General features: G+C 69.3%; 16 protein-coding genes. 6 read left to right on the top strand and 10 right to left on the bottom strand.

The features are described from left to right. Positions 1–10: 10 nt before the first annotated feature. Both A5688_RS02765 and A5688_RS02760 read right to left on the bottom strand, forming a co-directional pair. Positions 11–1876, bottom strand: a complete 1866-nt coding sequence (locus tag A5688_RS02765) for a putative bifunctional diguanylate cyclase/phosphodiesterase (RefSeq protein ID WP_067912346.1) — start codon at positions 1874–1876, stop codon at positions 11–13. 161 nt (positions 1877–2037) lie between these two features. Further along, a complete protein-coding gene (locus A5688_RS02760; protein WP_067912419.1) occupies positions 2038–3711 on the bottom strand; it encodes a hypothetical protein in 1674 nt (557 codons plus the stop codon). 391 nt (positions 3712–4102) lie between these two features. Between A5688_RS02760 and A5688_RS02755 the strand changes: the two genes are divergently transcribed. The 3 genes from A5688_RS02755 to A5688_RS02745 are packed head-to-tail and all read left to right on the top strand — an operon-like array spanning position 4103 to position 7510. Next, positions 4103–5299 (top strand): NAD(P)/FAD-dependent oxidoreductase, encoded by a 1197-nt coding sequence (locus A5688_RS02755; RefSeq protein WP_067912343.1) that lies wholly within the window; start codon positions 4103–4105, stop codon positions 5297–5299. Further along, on the top strand, positions 5296–6207 hold the full coding sequence (locus A5688_RS02750) for an RNA polymerase sigma-70 factor (protein WP_067834214.1): 912 nt from the start codon (positions 5296–5298) through the stop codon (positions 6205–6207). Before A5688_RS02755 ends, A5688_RS02750 begins: the two co-directional genes overlap by 4 nt. Before the next feature lie 52 nt (positions 6208–6259). Beyond that, on the top strand, positions 6260–7510 hold the full coding sequence (locus A5688_RS02745) for an aminodeoxychorismate synthase component I (protein WP_068268041.1): 1251 nt from the start codon (positions 6260–6262) through the stop codon (positions 7508–7510). 14 nt (positions 7511–7524) lie between these two features. Here the strand turns inward: A5688_RS02745 and rsmI are convergent, their stop codons facing one another. Continuing rightward, positions 7525–8361 (bottom strand): 16S rRNA (cytidine(1402)-2'-O)-methyltransferase, encoded by an 837-nt coding sequence (gene rsmI / locus A5688_RS02740; protein WP_067834218.1) that lies wholly within the window; start codon positions 8359–8361, stop codon positions 7525–7527. 24 nt (positions 8362–8385) lie between these two features. Between rsmI and A5688_RS02735 the strand changes: the two genes are divergently transcribed. Then, on the top strand, positions 8386–9981 hold the full coding sequence (locus A5688_RS02735; RefSeq protein ID WP_067834221.1) for a dolichyl-phosphate-mannose--protein mannosyltransferase: 1596 nt from the start codon (positions 8386–8388) through the stop codon (positions 9979–9981). A 74-nt stretch (positions 9982–10055) separates the two neighbouring features. Here the strand turns inward: A5688_RS02735 and arcA are convergent, their stop codons facing one another. After that, positions 10056–11270 (bottom strand): arginine deiminase, encoded by a 1215-nt coding sequence (gene arcA / locus A5688_RS02730; RefSeq protein ID WP_067912337.1) that lies wholly within the window; start codon positions 11268–11270, stop codon positions 10056–10058. A gap of 94 nt (positions 11271–11364) precedes the next feature. Between arcA and A5688_RS02725 the strand changes: the two genes are divergently transcribed. Continuing rightward, positions 11365–11961, top strand: a complete 597-nt coding sequence (locus A5688_RS02725; protein ID WP_207546584.1) for an alpha-ketoglutarate-dependent dioxygenase AlkB family protein — start codon at positions 11365–11367, stop codon at positions 11959–11961. Between the two features lie 59 nt (positions 11962–12020). On the opposite strand, the gene A5688_RS02720 is transcribed toward A5688_RS02725, so the two are convergent. The 3 genes from A5688_RS02720 to A5688_RS02710 form a co-directional block, all read right to left on the bottom strand. Then, positions 12021–12671, bottom strand: a complete 651-nt coding sequence (locus tag A5688_RS02720; protein ID WP_067912335.1) for a DUF5642 family protein — start codon at positions 12669–12671, stop codon at positions 12021–12023. Positions 12672–12698: 27 nt separating this feature from the next. After that, the gene (locus A5688_RS02715) at positions 12699–13388 is read right to left on the bottom strand and encodes a DUF5642 family protein (protein WP_067912416.1); all 690 of its coding nucleotides are present in this window, start codon (positions 13386–13388) and stop codon (positions 12699–12701) included. Between the two features lie 214 nt (positions 13389–13602). Beyond that, complete coding sequence (locus A5688_RS02710; RefSeq protein ID WP_431602674.1) at positions 13603–14547, bottom strand: GNAT family N-acetyltransferase; 945 nt, start codon at positions 14545–14547, stop codon at positions 13603–13605. 339 nt (positions 14548–14886) lie between these two features. On the opposite strand from A5688_RS02710, the gene A5688_RS02705 reads away from it, so the two are divergent. Beyond that, positions 14887–15633 (top strand): WecB/TagA/CpsF family glycosyltransferase, encoded by a 747-nt coding sequence (locus A5688_RS02705; protein WP_242660329.1) that lies wholly within the window; start codon positions 14887–14889, stop codon positions 15631–15633. Here A5688_RS02705 and A5688_RS02700 read toward each other — a convergent pair. Genes A5688_RS02700 through A5688_RS02690 form a run of 3 tightly spaced genes read right to left on the bottom strand, consistent with a single transcriptional unit; the run spans position 15630 to position 17811 of the window. Beyond that, positions 15630–16181 carry a D-glycero-alpha-D-manno-heptose-1,7-bisphosphate 7-phosphatase gene (locus A5688_RS02700; protein ID WP_067912329.1) on the bottom strand — a complete coding sequence of 184 codons (552 nt, stop codon included), beginning with the start codon at positions 16179–16181 and terminating at the stop codon, positions 15630–15632. The genes A5688_RS02705 and A5688_RS02700 overlap by 4 nt on opposite strands. Before the next feature lie 8 nt (positions 16182–16189). Then, complete coding sequence (locus A5688_RS02695) at positions 16190–16807, bottom strand: D-sedoheptulose-7-phosphate isomerase (protein WP_067834233.1); 618 nt, start codon at positions 16805–16807, stop codon at positions 16190–16192. Beyond that, a complete protein-coding gene (locus tag A5688_RS02690) occupies positions 16795–17811 on the bottom strand; it encodes a GHMP kinase (RefSeq protein WP_067912327.1) in 1017 nt (338 codons plus the stop codon). Before A5688_RS02690 ends, A5688_RS02695 begins: the two co-directional genes overlap by 13 nt. Between the last annotated feature and the right edge of the window lie 155 nt (positions 17812–17966).

Below are 17966 nucleotides of genomic sequence, written 5' to 3'. Positions count from 1 at the left end.
CGTTGCGATGCTAGAGCGAACCCAGCGACGATGACTCGTGATCGGCGAGAAACGGCATCGGCATCCAGCGCGCGGACAGCAACGCTTCCATCGCATCGCCGGGGATGGGCCGCGACAGCAGGAAGCCTTGCGCCCGGTGACACCCGTGTTGCATCAAAATCAGTGCGGCAGCGGGTGTCTCGACGCCTTCGGCGACCACTTCCAGGCCAAACGCCTCGGCCAGTCCGATGATCGCGCGGACGATGGCCAGGTCGCCGGCATTGGTGCCCACATCACGCACGAATCCGGCATCGATCTTGAGCATGTCGACCGGAAGAGACTTCAGGTGGGACAGAACGGCATAACCGGTGCCGAAGTCGTCGATGGCGATCTGCACGCCCACTTCTTTGAGCTCCGCCAAGGTCTTTCGCGTGGTGTCGATGTCGTGCACCACCGCGCGCTCGGTGATCTCCAGGCACACCGATTCGGCGTCGATGCCGAACTCGCCGATCGTCTCGGCGACGCTTTCCACGAAACCACGGCTGATCAGCTGAATGGGCGACACGTTGATGCGCAACATGGCGCCTTGCCCCACGCCGTTGGCGCGCCACCGGCTGAATTCGGCACAGGCGGTGCGCATCACCCAGCGGCCCAACTCGGCGGCCAGGTTGGTCGTTTCGGCGACGCCGATGAACGCGTCGGGCAACAGCAGCCCCCAGACCGGGTGCCGCCAGCGCACCAGCGCCTCGGCGCCCACGATGGCGCCGGTCCACAGGTCCACCTCGGGCAGGTAGTGCAGGATCAGGCCTTCGCTTTCGATATCTCCTTGCAGGTGCAGCTCGATGTCGTTGCGGAAGGCCCGTTTCAGCGACATGTCGTCGGTGGACACCGCCGTCTGGTTGCCGCCGGCGCGCTTGGCCGTCAGCACGGCCTCGTCGGCCCGCCGCAGCAGATCGGTGCAGTTGTCGATCCCGGGCGTGCCCACCGCCAGCCCGATGCTGACGGTCCGGCTTATCACGTGCCCGCCGATGGTCAGGCGGTCGCACAGCATCGTCGACAGGCGGCGCGCGAACGCCTCGGCATCCTCCGACGTCATCGGCTGGTGCGGGATGACCACGAACTCGTCGCCGCCCAGCCGGGCGATCATGCTCTCGCTGCCCGCGCACTCCTCGATGCGTTGCGCGAACATCCTGATGAACCAGTCGCCCGCGGAGTGACCGAGGTAATCGTTGATCGGCTTGAGCCGGTCGAGGTCGAGGTAGAAGACGGCGACGGGCCCGGCGCTGTGCGCCGTGAGCCGTGCGGTGAGGTGCGCGACCAGCGCCCGGCGGTTGTACACGCCGGTCAGGTCGTCGTGCTCGGCGAGATAGCGGAGTCGTTCCTCGGCGGCGATGCGGGCCTGCAGCTGCGCGAACAGCGCCGCGACCGCCTCGAGCGTGTTGATCTCCTCTTGTTTCCACTTACGGGCGCCGAACTTGGCGAAGCCGAGCACGCCGGTGACGGCATCGCCGGACACCAGCGGCGCAACGGCCAGCGAGGGCGACACCGGCGCCCTGCCCTGGTTCATCGAGCGGCGAAACCAGCCGCTCGGCTGGTCCGGCCGGGTCACCACCGGCTTGCGGTCGCGCTCGCACTGGGCGAGCACCGCCTCGGCGCCGTCGAACTCGAGATCGGCCATCGGATCCGGATCGGCGGCGTCGGCGCGCCGTGGCCACTCGGCGACCAACACCGAGGCCGGGGCGTCGTGGTCGTGGTGACGCAGGAAACTGGCGTCGACATCGAACTGAGCGACGAGCTGCGCGAGGACCTTCTCACTGACCTGGGTCGCCGTGGACGCGGTGGCCTCCATCAACTGGGTGGCGACAGAGGTGACCACCAGGTCAAGGCTGCGCGGCACGCGAAGGGGTCCTTTAGTTCGCTCAGTTGTTTGCTGGTCGAACCTCTGACCGCGCGGCGACGCGGCCGAAATCCGTCTGGAAACGGTATCACGCACAGTGCCGTGTATCGGGGCTTACGACGAGGCGCCGACGGGCGGTGCGCCGGTTCGGCGGCGACGCCTCACCCGCCGTTTGCTGAGGCCGAATCGCTCGGGATGTCCAGTGTGGCAATCGGGTACAACCCCGAGCCGTCGCGACCGTCCCGTGCCAGGGCCATGGGTGCGTAGTTCACGACGTGCGAGGCGCCCGGTATGTGCTGTTGCCATTCGACGGAGGCACGCAGCGTGTAGTGACCGGGCGCCAGGCCCGTGACGTCCACGTGCACCGACTCGCTCGCCGACTCGGGAACCGGCTCCTCACGGGACTGACTGGATTCGTCGTGAACCAGCGTCTTGAGATTGATGGTCGCGGGCAGGCTGCGCACCGTCGCCCCGGAGAAGTCCACCAGCTTGTATCCGGGCGCCCAGCGCTCGGTAGCCGCCGCTGAGCCGTAGTTGGTCCAGATCACCGAGATGGTCGCCACCTTGCCCTGGATCGATTGCGATCCCGGCTTGGCCTCGACCGAATACCGGTAGCCGGCGGAGGTAGTGGCCTGGCCCCACAGTTGAAACAGCCTGGGATCCATCGCGGTCGCCGCATCGCTGTCGGGGAAATCGGCGCTCGACGTCATCGAGACGTGGTACCGGATGACGTCGTGCAGGCCCTTCTCGTAGTACGACCGGGGGTCGGCCCCGCTCGGCGGTCGACACCACTGGCTGATCACCAGCGCGGTCATCAGCCGCTGCTTGATCGCGTTGACGACGGCATCGTTGGACCGGACGTAGTGCGAGTCGCTGGCCTCGGCCCATTCCGGCAGTGGGCTCTGCACCCCGAGGCAGTCCGCGCGGACGCCGACCGGGGCCGCCGATTTCTTGGTGACGTCGTCGTCGAACAGCTGGCGGACGATTTCCGGATTTTGCGGCGCCACCACCAGTTGGGTGTGTGGGAAGGCGTTGACGTTCGCCGCGACCAGCTGCGCGATGGAGGCCTTGGTGATGCTCTGGTCGCGGAACTGGCTGTAGTAGCCCAGCTTTGCCGCGCTGTCGTCGGGGGTGGGGCCCGCCGCGCCCAGCGAATCACGCAGATACGCGAGTTGGTTCTGGCCGAAGTCCCCGTACCCGGAGAACTCGAACACGGACAGGCGCTCGTCGCCGTCATAGCGGCGGCCGAGCGCGGCCAGTAGCTGGCTGACGCCGTTCAGGTAGTCGGGGTCGTTGAAGTTGGGCACCACCTGGGTGACGCCCGGCGCGGAACCGTTGGGCGGCACGGGATAGGTGGCGGCCGACGGGCGCAGCCAGTCCGGAATCGCGATGTTGGTGTTGCCCGGATAGGAGTCGTTGCAACAGGACTTGTAGACGTACACGCCCAGGGTCAGGCGCATGTTCCGGCTCCCGAGCTTGTTCAGCGCGTCATCGATCGCGCTGAAGTCGAACTTGCGGTCGTCGGGTGCGTCCGGGGGCAACGTGCGCGGATCGACGGGTTGCAGCTGCCGCCACGAGACACGCAGGCTGGCGTCGTAGGACGCGGGCCAGGGCGAGTATCGCTGCTGCGACGAATTACCTTGCGGGAAAAGCGGATTCAGCATTTCCTCGTATTGGCCGCGCAGCGGGTTGGGTATCTCCTGCGCGGTGGGCGGTATGGCCGGGCTGACCATCGCCGACAGCGGCCCGGGGTCGCTCTTACCGCCACAGCTGCTGAGCGCCAGCACCGCGCACACGACAGCGGCCAGCGCGCGCTTCCTCGAGGAACACATCATGGTCACCGGCGTCAGATCGCGCCCGACGACAACCGCCCGCGGGCGCTCGGTGACTGCGCCGACGCCGGCGCAGCGTCCCGCCCAATCACAGCGATAGTCGTCGTCAAGGTTGCTTCTCCAATACACACCGATGCGCCTGAAGTGACCCCATATTTCGCGCGTTCCAATGGTGCGTGCATCCGGCCCGGGGCGGGCCACGATTTGGCGTAGCGCAGCGTATCATGCGCGTTTCGGCATGGCTTCGCTGCAGCTCAGCGGGGGTGCGCCCGAAAATCGGCCCGCGCCTTCGCCGGCCGCGCAGTGAGGCGCGTCACAATTGCGGGCGAGCCTGTCACGCTCGGCGGGTCCGCGGTGTCTCAAGGGCACAGGTCCTCACGAAAAGGAGACAGCCATGACCGAGGTGGCCCCCCAAAGAACGCATGTCGTCGTCGTCGGCGCCGGATACGCCGGAACCCTGGCGGCCAACCATCTGCGCCAGCGTCCGGACGTCGACATCACCGTGGTGAACCCGCGACCCGTCTTCGTCGAGCGAATCCGCTTGCACCAGTTGGTCGCCGACACGGGCACGGCGACCGCCGATTACGCGACGCTGCTCGGCGAGGGGATCAGGTTGGTCGTCGACACCGTCGATCACATCGAGACCGAGGACCGGCGGGTCCTGCTGACCTCCGGCGCGGAGCTGGACTACGACTACCTGATCTACGCCGTGGGAAGCACGGGTGCGGCCCCCGCTGGGGCTTCCGCGGTGCCCGGCTTCGCCGAATTCGCGCACTCGGTCGCCGACCTGGAAAGCGCGCAGCGGCTGCACTACGCGCTCACCGATCTGCCGCTGCCCGCACCCGTCACCGTGGTCGGTGGCGGGTTGACCGGCATCGAGACCGCCTCCGAGCTGGCGGAGGGCGGTCGCCCGGTAACCCTGGTCTGCGGCCCCGTCCTCGGTCCGTCGCTGAGCAGGCGGGGCCGGCGCTCGGTGGCCAAGCGGCTGCGCCGGCTGGGCGTCAACGTGCTGGAGTCCGTTGCCGTGGCCGAGGTGCGCTGGGATGAGGTGGTGCTCACCGACGGCGTGGCGCTGCCCAGCGCGGCGACCATATGGACGGCCGGATTCGCCGTGCCGGACCTGGCCGCCCGCAGCGGCCTGCACACCGACGCGATGGGCCGGCTGCTCACCGACGAGACGCTCACCAGCATCGACGACGGGCGCATCGTCGCCGCGGGTGACGCTGCCGCGCCGTCCGGCCAGCCGCTGCGGATGAGCTGCCAGGCCGCCGGCCCGATGGGCGCCCAGGCCGCCAACACCGTGCTCAGCCGGATCGCCGGCGACGTGCCCGCGGCGCTGAGCCAGGCGTTCGTCGGGCAGTGCATCAGCCTTGGCCGCACGCACGCCACCGTGCAGTTCTCCCGCACCGATGACACCCCGGTGAATATGTTCCTCGGCGGCCGGGCGGCGGCGTCGGTCAAGGAAGCGATCTGCAAGGGCACGCTGTGGTCGATCCGCCGCGAGGCCGCCAAGCCCGGTTCGTACCGCTGGATCAAGGGCGGCAAGCGGCCCGCGCCGGCACCCGCCGGCGAGGAGGTCGCCGCGCGATGACGCAAGCACCGACCGGCAGCGAGCACGCCGAACGGTTCACCGTGCTGCGGCCACTGCTGTTCACCATCGCCTACGAGATGCTGGGCTCGGCGACCGAGGCCGACGACGTCTTGCAGGACAGCTATCTGCGGTGGGCGGCGGTCGACTTGGCGACGGTGCGCGACACCAAGTCGTATCTGGCCCAGCTGGTGACCCGCCAGGCGCTGAACTCGCTGCGGGCCGGTGCTCGCCGGCGCGAGGATTACGTGGGGCCGTGGCTGCCGGAGCCGTTGCTGCTCGACGAGCAGGACCCCTCGGCGGATGTCGTTCTGGCGGAGTCGATTTCGATGGCGATGCTGGTGTTGCTGGAGACGTTGAGCCCCGACGAGCGGGCTGTGTTCGTGCTGCGCGAGGTGTTCGGGTTCGACTACGGCGAGATCGCCGAGGCGGTGGGCAGGCCGGCGCCCACCGTGCGGCAGGTCGCGCACCGGGCCCGCGAACACGTGCGGGCCCGGCGGAAGCGGTTCGACGCAGTCGACCCGGAGCGCAACGCCGAGATCACCGCGCAGTTTCTGGCCACCGCGGCCGGCGGCGACGTGGAGGCACTGATGACCATGCTCGCCCCGGACGCCACCTGGACCGCCGACAGCGGCGGCGTGGTGAGCGCCGCCCGCCGGCCGGTGGTCGGCGCCGAAAAGGTGGCCCGCGCGATCGCCGGGCTGATGCGTCGGGCCGCGGCGCTCGGCACGATGCGGGTGGACATGGTGACCTGCAACAGCGCCCCGGCGGTGCTGCTCTACCTCGGCGAACAGCTCGAAGGCGTTATCACGCTGGAGATCGCCGAGGACAAGATCACCAATTTCTACGTGATGCGCAACCCGCAGAAACTCGCCGCCCTGGCCACCGCCCGCGACATCAGCCGCGGCTGAGCCCACCGGCGTGCGGGGGTGCGAAACGCCGCCGCTCTGTCAAGCTAGGGCTGTGCGAATCGACCGGCTCGGCGACCTTGGCGCCGCACCCCAGGTGCTGCGCGCCGTGGGTCACGCCACAGGCAGGCTCGGTCTGCCGCCACCGGCCGCGCTGACCGGCGAATGGTTCGGCGCCCTGGCGGTGATCGCGCCGAGCCTGACGGTGCGCCCGGTGCGCGCCGACGAGGTGTTCGCGGTGCAGGCGTCGCCGACGCCCGAACCGCACGCGGTCGGCGGCGGCTGGATCGGTTACCTGTCGTATCCCGACCCGGGTGCCGACGCCCTGCCCAACCGGATCCCGGAGGCCGCGGGCGGCTGGACCGACTGTGTGCTGCGCCGCGACCGCGACGGCCGTTGGTGGTATGAGAGCCTGTCCGGCGCGCCGATGCCGGACTGGCTCGCCACCGCGCTGGCCACACCGGCGGCCGAGCCGGGCGCTTGCCGGATCGATTGGGGCATCGCCGACCGGGCGGCGCATCGCGACGGGGTGCTGGCCTGCCTGGAAGCCATCCGCGCCGGCGAGGTCTACCAGGCTTGCGTCTGCACGCAGTTCAGCGGGACGGTCACCGGCGCCCCGCTGGACTTCTTCATCGACGGCGTCGCCCGGACCTCTCCGGCGCGAGCGGCCTACGTCGCCGGCCCGTGGGGCGCGGTGGCGTCGCTGTCCCCCGAGCTTTTCCTGCGGCGGCGCGGGACGGTCGTGACGTCCAGCCCGATCAAGGGCACCCTGCCGCTGGACGCCTGGCCGTCGGCGCTGCGCGCGTCGGCGAAAGAGGTCGCCGAAAACATCATGATCGTCGACCTGGTGCGCAACGACCTCGGCCGGGTGGCGATCGTCGGCACGGTGAGGGTGCCCGAGTTGTTGGTGGTGCGGCGGGCCCCGGGCGTGTGGCATCTGGTGTCGACGGTGTCCGCGCAGGTTCCCGCCGAGCTGCCGACGTCGGCGCTGCTGAGCGCCACCTTCCCCCCGGCCTCGGTCACCGGGACACCCAAACACCGTGCCCGCCAACTGCTCTCGCAATGGGAGCCGAATAGTCGTGGAATATATTGCGGCACAATCGGATTGGCGTCACCCCTGGCCGGGTGCGAGATGAATGTCGCGATCCGCACCGTCGAATTCGATGCCGCGGGCGGCGCGGAGTTCGGCGTCGGCGGCGGGATCACCGCCGACTCCGACCCGGACGCCGAGTGGGCCGAATGCCTGCACAAGGCGTCCCCCGTCGTCGGGCTGGCGTCCATCGCAGCCGCGAGCCCGGCCGGCTGACCGACGGGCCGCCGTCAGTCGCGGCGGGACTGCAGCACCGCGTCGTAGAGCTGGCGCGAACGCACCCCCGGATGGGCCGCGGCCACCTCACCGCAGGCGTCCTTGATGCGGGTGCCTGCCGCGACCAGCTCCTCGACCTCGGCCACCAGCGACGGCAGGTCGGCGCTCGGGGTGGCGCCGGCCAGCACCACGGTGATCTCACCGAGCACACCGTCGGCCGCCCACGCCGACAACTCGTCGAGCGATCCGCGCACCACTTCCTCGTGCACCTTGGTCAGCTCCCGGCAGATCGCGGCCCGGCGGGCGCCGCCGAGCCGATCCACCGCGTCCCGCAGACAGGCCGACAGCCGGCGCGGAGACTCGAAGAACACGCAGGTGCGCCGCTCGTCGGCCAGCGAGTCCAGCCAGGTCCGCCGCGCGGCCGCCTTGCGTGGCGCGAATCCCTCGAAGCAGAACTTCTCGGTCGGCAGGCCGGACACGGCCAGCGCGGTCGTCACCGCGGACGGCCCCGGCAGGCATCCCACCGGCAGCCCGGCCTCCACACACGCCGTCACCAGCCGATAGCCGGGGTCACTGATCAGTGGCATCCCGGCGTCGCTGACCACCAGCACCGTCGCGCCCGCGCGGATCGCCTCCAGCACGGAGTCCACCCGGGCGTTCTCGACCCGGTCGAACATGCTGATCACCCGACCGGTGATCCGCACCTCGAGGGCCTTGGCCAGCGTGCGCACCCGCCGGGTGTCCTCGGCCGCCACCACGTCGGCCCGGGCCAGGGCGTCCAGCAGGCGGGGGGAGGCATCCGACGGCTGCCCCAGGGGGGTCGCGCCCAGCAACAGGCGGCCGGTGGTCATGACCGACAGCCTACGATCGACGTGATGACCGCCCCGCCCCGCGAATCCCTCTTGAGCATGGAGGGTGCCGAACAGGAACGCGCGGTGCCCATCGTCAGCCCCGGGCCGCTGGTGCCGGTGGCCGATTTCGGCCCGACCGATCAGATTCGCGGCTGGGTGGTGACCGGCGTGATCACCTTGGTGGCCGCCGTGACGCGCTTCCTGAACCTGGGCTCACCGACCGACGGCGGCACCCCGGTCTTCGACGAGAAGCACTACGCGCCGCAGGCCTGGCAGGTGCTGCACAACCACGGGGTGGAGGACAATCCCGGGTTCGGCCTGGTCGTCCACCCGCCTGTCGGCAAGCAACTGATCGCCCTCGGCGAGGCGATCTTCGGCTACAGCGGCATCGGCTGGCGGTTCACCGGCGCGTTGCTGGGCGTGGTCATGGTGGCGCTGGTGATGCGGATCGTCCGGCGGATCAGCCGCTCGACGTTGATCGGCGCGATCGCCGGCGTGCTGGTGATCTGCGACGGCGTCAGCTTTGTCGCCGCCCGGACCGCGCTGCTCGACGGCATCCTCACCTTCTTCGTGGTCGCGGCGTTCGGCGCGCTGATCGTCGACCGCGACCAGGTTCGGGAACGGATGCACATCGCGCTGCAGCAGGGCCGCAACGCCGACACCGTGTGGGGTCCGCGGCTGGGTGTGCGCTGGTGGCGCTTCGGCGCCGGAATCCTGCTCGGATTAGCTTGCGGCACAAAGTGGTCCGGCCTGTACTTCGTGCTCTTCTTCGGCCTCATGTCGCTGGCGTTCGACGTGGCCGCGCGACGTCAGTATCAGGTCACCCGGCCCTGGCTGGGGACGCTGCGGCGCGACCTGATCCCCACCGCGTACGCGCTGGGCGTCATCCCGGTGTTGGTGTACCTGGCCAGCTACACCCCGTGGTTCGCCTCCGAGACCGCCATCGACCGCCACGAGGTGGGCCAGACGATCGGCGCACATTCGATTGTTCCAATGCCCGACGCCATCCGATCGCTGTGGCATTACTCGGCCAAGGCGTTCCAATTCCATGCCGGCCTGACGAATTCCGCCGGCAACTACCACCCCTGGGAATCCAAACCGTGGAGCTGGCCGATGTCGTTGCGGCCGGTGCTCTACGCCATTGACGAGCAGAACGTTTCCGGGTGCGGCGCCCAATCGTGCGTCAAGGCCGAGATGCTGGTGGGCACCCCGGCGATGTGGTGGCTGGCGGTGCCGGTCCTGGTTTTCGCGTTGTGGCGCATGCTGGTTCGCCGCGACTGGCGCTACGCCGCCGTGCTGGTGGGCTACTGCGCCGGCTGGCTGCCCTGGTTCGCCGACATCGACCGGCAGATGTACTTCTTCTACGCGGCGACCATGGCGCCGTTCCTGGTGATGGCCATCGCGCTGATTTGCGGCGACATCCTCTATACCCCTGGCGCCCCGCCCCGACGGCTGCGGCTGCAGGCGCACTCGGAGCGCCGCACCCTGGGGCTGATCGCGGTCTGCGCCTACGTGGCGCTGGTGGTGACCAACTTCGCCTGGCTGTTCCCGATTCTCACCGGTCTGCCGATTTCGCAGCAGACCTGGAACATGGAGATCTGGCTGCCCAGCTGGCGATAGCCTTCTGGACGCGAAACTGTAACTGGCGACGGCCCCACTCGGGAAACGCGTTGCTGATTGCAGTCTCGCGGCGTCTAGGGCAACAGGTCGCGGGCGACGGGGCAGGACATGCACCGCGGACCGCCGCGACCGGTGCCCAACTCCGATCCGGCGATGGTCAGCACCTCGATGCCGGCGTCCTGCAGGCGAATGTTGGTCTGCACGTTGCGCTCATAGGCGACCACCACGCCGGGCGCCAGCGCCAGCGTGTTGTTGCCGTCGTCCCACTGCTCGCGTTCGGCGACGACGGGATCCAGCCCGGTGTCGATGACGCGCAGCTGGTCGATCTCCATCGCCTTGGCCGCGGCCTCCAGGAACGGGGCCTCGTCGCTGATGGCGACGCCGTCGGGCGTGCGCGCAATGGTGAACGCCGACAACGAGTCGACGATGTTGGCGTACATCACCACCGTGTCGGTGTCGACCATCGTGCACACGGTGTCCAGGTGCATCTGGGCGCGCCGCTGCGCGATCGGCACCGCGAGCACCGTGTTGGCCAGGTCGTCGTCAAACAGGCTGCGGGCCAACGCTTCCGCACCGGCGGGAGTGGTTCGCTCCCCCACCCCGACGGCGACCACGCCCGGTGCGAGCAGCAGCACGTCACCGCCCTCGACCGGCGCGGTGCGCGACTCGTAGGCACGCCGCACGCCGGTGAACCGCGGGTGATGGGCGTAGATCAGATCGGTCAGCGACGCCTCGCGGACGCGGGCGCGCAGCGCCAGCGTGGGAATCACCACCCGGCGGCCGATCCAGATCGACGAGTCGCGGGTGAACACCAGGTTCGGCAGGGGGTCGATGACGAAATCGCCGCCGTGGTGCATGCGCAGCACCAGCGAGACGTCGGTCCGGGTGTCCGCGGGCAGCTCGTTGAACGTCATGCCGGCCATCAGCACCTGGGCCAGCCGGGCCGGCTCGAGCCCCCGCAGGTACGCCGAAAGTTCTTGCGCCAACGGCGCTCCGAGTCGCCGCGCGTCGACTGCGGCCGCGACGCCCTGCATGCGGGCGGCCCCGCTGTGCGTAAGCGCCTCGGTGAGCAGGTCCGACAGCAGCAGCACCTCAACCCCGCGCGACCGCAACAGCGCGGAGAACCGGTCGTGCTCGTCTTGCGCGCGGGCGACCCACGGCAGGCCGTCGAACAGCAGCTGGTCGACGTTGCGCGGATTGAGCCGGAGCAGCTCGGGGCCGGGGCGGTGCAGGATGACCACGCGCAGCGCGCCGACCTCGGAATTGGTGCCCAGCTCAACAACACCCACAGCTCAACCGTAGCGGCGCCGGGGCGCCCGGTCGCGGTACACGCCCGTCGCGCGCGCCCGCGCCATCGAACGGATGTGCGATAAACTCTCCTCCGTGGAGATCGCGGTCCAAGGCTCCCTGTTCCAGCACACCGAGCGCAGACAACTCGGCGACGGCGCGTTCATCGAGATCCGCGCCGGCTGGCTCACCGATGCCGATGAACTGCTCGACGCCCTGCTGTCGACGGTGCCGTGGCGCGAGGAGCGCCGGCAGATGTACGACCGCGTCGTCGACGTGCCGCGGCTGGTGAGCTTTCACGACCTCACGGTCGCCGACCCGCCGCATCCGGAGCTGGCCCGGCTGCGTCGGCGGCTCAACGACATCTACGCCGGCGAGCTCGGTGAACCGTTCACCACGGTCGGGCTATGTTGCTACCGCGACGGCTCGGACAGCGTGGCCTGGCATGGCGACACCATCGGCCGCAGCAGTTCCGAGGACACCATGGTGGCGATCGTCAGCCTGGGCGCCACCCGCTCCTTCGCGCTGCGCCGCCGCGGCGGCGGCCCCTCGCTGCGGCTGCCGCAGGCGCACGGCGATCTGCTGGTGATGGGCGGGTCCTGCCAGCGCACCTGGGAGCACGCCGTGCCCAAGACGACGGCATCCGTCGGGCCGCGGGTGAGCATTCAGTTCCGGCCGCGCGGCGTGCGCTAGCGGCGGTCGCAAGCGCGGCGGCAGCCGGGCGCAGCGGGCCGCCGCCGTCAGGCCGAGCGTCAGTTGCGCACCGCCGTCACCGCTTTGACGAGCAAATCGCGCGCGCGTTGGGTGTCGACCGGGGCGACGGGTTGGTCGGGAACCACCAGCGGGTTGGCGATGACGATCACCTGGTAGTCGCCGAATGAGGCGGAGTAGTCGTACAGCTCGCCGGTGCGTGGACCCCCGGGCGTCAGCGCCTGCATGACGCGATGCACGCCCAGCGTGCGGGCGCTGTCGATCCGCGGCACGTCGACCACCTGGACACCTCCCCGCATCTGCGGGCCGGCGAAGGTCACCTTGTTGCAGTCCTTCCCGGGATCGTTGAACGGCAACGCTTTTGAAGTCTCCAGCGCGATCACCACGAACCGGTTACCGCGGCCCTCGGCGGTGACCGCGGACATGTTGCCCTGCAGGTCCGCCGGCATGTCCGGTCCGGCCGCCACTTTCGCGCAGTTCGCGGGGTCGAATTTCAACCCGTCGGGCAGTTTCCGGCCGGCCAGCAGCTTGGGATCGATGCCGCGTTCGCTGATGTCGTTGACCTTGTACTCGGGACCAAAGCTGGACTTCACGTCGACGACCTTGTTGATGTCGACCTTCGCCGGGTGGGTGGCCGATGAGCAGCCGGCCAGGACGCAGGCAGCCGCGACCGCGAGCAACATCTTGGACATCGTGGCCAATCTACCCAAGCGGGTAGCTCAACTGCGCAACGTGGACACCGTTTTGGCGAGCAGATCCGCGGCGAATTGCGGTGGCAGCACCGGAAGCGCCGAACCCGGGTCGGTGGTCAGCGTGGTGAACGCGTAGTAGTTGCCTAGATAGGCGGTGAATGTGTAGGTGCGCGAATCTATTTCGGTGCCCGACTCGACGGACGACCTGACGTCGGCCACCATGCCGACGGTTTCGGCACCGTCGATGTGCGGCGGGTCGGTGAGGTGGACGTGAACCACGGTGCGCCCGGCGGTCTCCGACCATTGGGCGCACGCGCTGACCAGGTCCGCCGGGAAATCGACCGGCCCCGGCAAAGCCACCACCACCGCGTCCACGATGCCGCCGCTCCCCGAACCCGACACGCCCTGCGCCGACTCGTCGCGCCCATTGCCGGGGTCGGCCAGCGCCCCGCATTTGGCCGGCTTGGCCTGAAGGTCATCCCCCAGGCTCCAGATCACCCTCGGTGAGGCCGAGCTGGGGATGCCGGTGGTCACCTCGTAACCGGGCGGCAGGTCGCGAACGACCCGTTTGATGTTGGCGGGGTTGACGGCAACGGCGCTCGCCGGAGCGGATTTCGTGGTAGTGGCCGACGGTGCGCGTGCCGGTGAGTGACCGCAGGCGGCGATCACCGTCGTGAGCACCAGAATCGACGCCGGGCCAATCGGGAACGGCCGCATGAGGAGTTGATAGCACAAGACGCGACCGTGCCCGGCTTCCCACACCAGCGCCGCGGTGGCCGGAACCACATCCGTAGTACGAGTGGCTGGGGAAAAGACTACGTAATTCCCAAACGTGCTAGCGCATGCGCCAGCGGATTCGGAAGTCACCTAATGGTGCTGGGACTGGCCGGCGTTGGCGCACCGGCACCCGGCGGGGGCCTAGCGCCGGGACTCAGCCGACCGCCTCCATCACCTGCCGGGCCATGCGCTTGATCTGCTCGACCTCCTCACGCCGCAGGTGGCGCGGTCGCGGCACGTCGATGACGGTGGTGATGACGCCGATCTCCTCGCGCTGCCATACGGCCCCGTAGCGGTCCATGATCGCGCGCATCGGCGCGTTGCCGGAAAGCATTCGCGCGGAGAATCTTTCGATGCCGCCGACGTGGGCGGCGATGGCCAGCGCGCCGATCAGGTACGTGCCGATGCCGCGGCCCTGGTAGGCGTCGGCGACGGTGAAGGCGATCTCGGCGGTCTTCGGGTCGTTCTCGTCCCGCACGAAGCGCGCGTCGGCCACCGGGTCGTCGCCGTCGGTGACCACCCACACGAAGTGATCGACGTAGTCGACCTCCGACAGGTAGTGCATCAACGCCGGGGTCGGCAGCCGCGGGGTCATGAATCGCCGATACAGCGTGTCGCCGGAAAAGTAGATGTGGCCGTGCACGGTGCGTTCACTGTCGCCGGGGAGCACCGGGCGCAGCAAGAGCAGAGTGCCGTCACGAACGCGGATCGGGATCGGCGTGATGAACGCGGCGAGACGCTGGCGCACGGTGCGCAGCAGCCGCGGCATGATGTCGGGGACGTGGGCCATGCTGGCGAAGGCCTTGGTGTCGCCGATCCAACCGGTCAGCGGTTCGGCGGCGGTCACCGTCGCGGTCCGGGGAATGTCGCGCAGCAAAGCGATCTCGCCGACGATCATGCCCGGGGAGGCATGCTCGATGATCACGACACCGTCGTCACCGACGTGCTTGATCTCGGCGGTACCCGAGGAGATCAGCAGAAACGACACGGCGTGCTCCCCCTGCCGCATCAGCACCTGGCCGGACGCGGCGCGCAGGGGCTGCAGGCGGCCCGCCAACGGGGCAAGGTCGTGGGCGGGACATCCGTTGAAGATGTCCATCGTCGCGAGCTCGTCCACCCGGGCGGTGAGTCCGGACACCGCTATAGACCGCCGCCCGCAGCATCGCGACACCGCTCTGCGCGTCGCGGTGATGCCATGACCTGCCCGCCTGCTTGCCGTCGTTTACCGCACCAGGCCGAAGCTTCCCGGTCGCGGTCGGATCTTGCCCAGGTTATGAGCAGGGCTGTGGCTCGGGCAAGGATGCGCGGTTCAAACGCCGGATCGGTCGGCGCGACGTCGGGCATGATGATCGGGTCAGACGTTGCGTGCGCTCGCGCCGGATGGAGGTCCGAGGTCATTTTCCCGAAGTCGGCCGGTGCGGGGCCAGCCAAGATTCAGGTGGGCGATCTCTGGTTCGACGCGCTGACGCAACAGGACGTGGTCGACACTGCGCGCGCGGCCTGGGCCACCGGCCAGGGGGGCTCGATCATCCCGGTGAACATCGACGTGGCCCTGGCGGCCAGCCGCGATGCGGCGCTGGCCGAGCTGATAGCCCGGGGGTCCCTCGTCGTCGCCGACGGGATGCCGCTGGTGTGGGCCGCGCGCGCCAAGGGCGAGAAGCTGCCCGAGCGTGTCGCCGGCTCGTCGCTGATTTTTCCGCTGAGCGCGGCGGCGGCCGCGGACGGCAAGTCGGTGTATCTGTTCGGCGGCGCCGACGGAGTGCCGCAGCGGGCGGCCGAGGCGCTGGCGGCGCGGTGCCCCGACCTACGTGTCGCCGGCACGCAGTCACCGGAGTTCGGCTTCGACGACACCGAGGAAGGGGCGCGACGGGCGATGGCCGACGTCGTCAGCGCGGCACCCGATCTGGTGTTCGTCGGCTTGGGCTTCCCTCGCCAGGAACGCCTCATCGAACAGCTGCGCCGGGAATTGCCGGGCGCGTGGTTCTTGGCGTGTGGTGGCGGCATCGCGATGACCGCCGGTGTGGTCCGGAGGGCATCGCCGCTGATGCAGCGGCTCGGGTTCGAGTGGCTGCACCGGCTGGCGCTCGAGCCGCGGCGGCTTGCCCGCCGGTATCTGCGCGACGATCTGCCGTTTGCGCTCGCGCTGGTGGCCCGCTCGGCGTCCCACCGATTTATCCGAAGCTAGTGCGCCGCTTGAGCATTCACGATGAGCTCGACGGCGGAAGCCAGGTCGTCGACCACGATGTCCGCTGCCCCGGACGCGCCACCGGAGCGCAGCAGGATGGTCACCGCTCCGGCCGCCCTGCCGGCCAGCATGTCGCTGTCGCTGTCCCCGATGATCACCGACTCGGTCAAATCGAAGTCGTGCTCCTGCGCCGCCCGCACCAGCATCCCGGCCAGCGGCTTGCGACAGTCACAGCTGCCGGCCGCGTGCGGACAGTGATAGGCGGCATCGAGCCGGGCGCCGTGGCCGGCCAGCAATTCTTCCAGGCGGCGCTGCACGGCGGCGAAGTGCGCTGGCTTGGAAGACTTTTCGGAGAGCCAACGCTGATTGGTCACCAACACGGTGCGCAGGCCCGCGGCGTTCAGCGCGGCCACCGCCGCGGCCGCGCCCGGCAGCAGCACCAGCTCGGCGGGTGACCGGATGTACTCACCCTCGGCGGCCTTCACGTTGATCGTGCCGTCGCGGTCCAGGAAGACGGTGCGCACGTTGCGCAGCTCGGACGCGGCCATCGTCGACGTCAGGACGGCCTGGGAAACAGTGCGGCTTCGACCATTTCGCAGATGGAGTGGCCCAGGTGCAGGCACGCCTCCTGGATGCGCCCGGTGTCGTGGCTGGGCACCCGGATGCAGATTTCGGCGACGTCGGCCACCTTGCCGCCGCGCGCGCCGGTGAGCGCCACGGTCGTCATCCCCGCCTGGCCGGCCGCCTCGAGCGCGCGGACCACGTTGGGAGAGTTGCCGGATGTGGTCAGCCCGATCACCACGTCGCCGGCCCGCCCGGCGGCCAGGACCTGGCGGGCGAATACCTCGTCGTAGGAATAGTCGTTGCCGATCGCCGTGATCGCGGCCGTGGCATCGGGCAGGCTGATGGCCGCCAGGCCGGGACGGTCAAAAGCGAAGCGGCCCATGAGTTCGGCGGCCAGATGGCCGGCGTCCTGCGCGGATCCACCGTTGCCGAAGAAGATCACCTTCCCGCCCGCGCGCAGCGCGCTGATCATCACGCGCGCGACCTCGACGGTGTGTGCGGCGACGTCGCCCTGCTGCATTTGTTGCTTGACCGCGATCGTTTCGGCCAATCGCTGCCGGACCAACTCCACGCTCGGCGCGACGACATCCGGCCCGGTTATGCCTGCCATGTGGTCAATCCCTTGCTCTCGAACGCGAATTCGGTGATGGCCGCCCCGGCGCCCTCGAGGGCTTCGATGAGGCGGTGCTTCTTGGCGAAGTCGCAGAACAGCAGGATGTATCCGCCACCACCCGCGCCGGTGAGCTTGCCGCCCAGCGCCCCGTTCTTCAGGGCGAGGTCGTAGAGATCGTCGATGCGCTCATTGGTGATGTAGGGCGACATGCGTTTCTTCTGGATCCACGCTTCGCCCAGCAGCGCACCGAAATCGTTCAGCTTGCCGGTCAGCAACGCCGCCTTCATCGCGACCGCCAGATCCTTCTGGGCCCGCAGTCCCGCCAGGGTGTCGTCTGATCCCGTTGTGGCGCGGCGGGTTTGGTCCTCGATGACGCGCGCGGAGTCCCGGGTGATGCCGGTGTAGCACAGCAGCAGGCTCAGTTCGAGTTCGAAGGCGGTCTCGTCGCGGACCCGCAGGGGATTGACGATCACGCGGTCGGTGAATTCGATGAAGTTGAAACCGCCGAACGTCGCGGCGTACATGTCCTGCATGCCGCCGGCGATGCCCAGGTCGTCGCGTTCGATGGCGCACGCCAGCTGGGCGGTCTCGTACTCGCCCATCGGCACCCGATAGTGCTCGGCGAGCAGGCCGGTGAGGGCGACCATCATCGTCGACGACGAGCCCAGCCCGGAGCCGGGCGGAGCGCTGGAACGCAGCACCAGGTCGTAGCCGTCCGTGCCGTCGCGGCCGAACCGGCGCACCGCGGCCTTGATCAAATCGAGGCTGCCGTCGTAAAGGATCTCGCTGTCGAGCGTCATCTCGTGCGTGGTCTTGAAATCCACCGACTCGATGCTGACCCGGCGGTCGGTGCGCGGCGCCAACGATCCCTGGGCGTAGCGATCGATGGTCGCCGACAGGACGCAGCCGCCTTCGGTCGCCGGAAACGGCGGCACGTCGGTGCCGCCCCCGGCGAACGAGATCCGCAGCGGCGCTCGCGCGCGGATTCGTGGCCTTGTCATGGGGATTGGCTTTCGAACGGTTCGCTCAACTGAGGAGTCCGCGTCCCACGCGCACAATCATCGTCGACTGCTGCCAGACCACGCCCGCCACGCGTTCATCCCATCGTTCGGTCCCAAAAGCGTCGTCAGACTAACAGGCTGACCAGCGCGGTTGT

It is taken from the genome of Mycobacterium mantenii, from assembly GCF_001667865.1.
GTDB classification, from domain to species: Bacteria; Actinomycetota; Actinomycetes; order Mycobacteriales; family Mycobacteriaceae; genus Mycobacterium; species Mycobacterium mantenii_A.
Note: the sequence above shows the minus strand (reverse complement) of the source record. Positions and strands in the feature narration are given on the sequence as shown.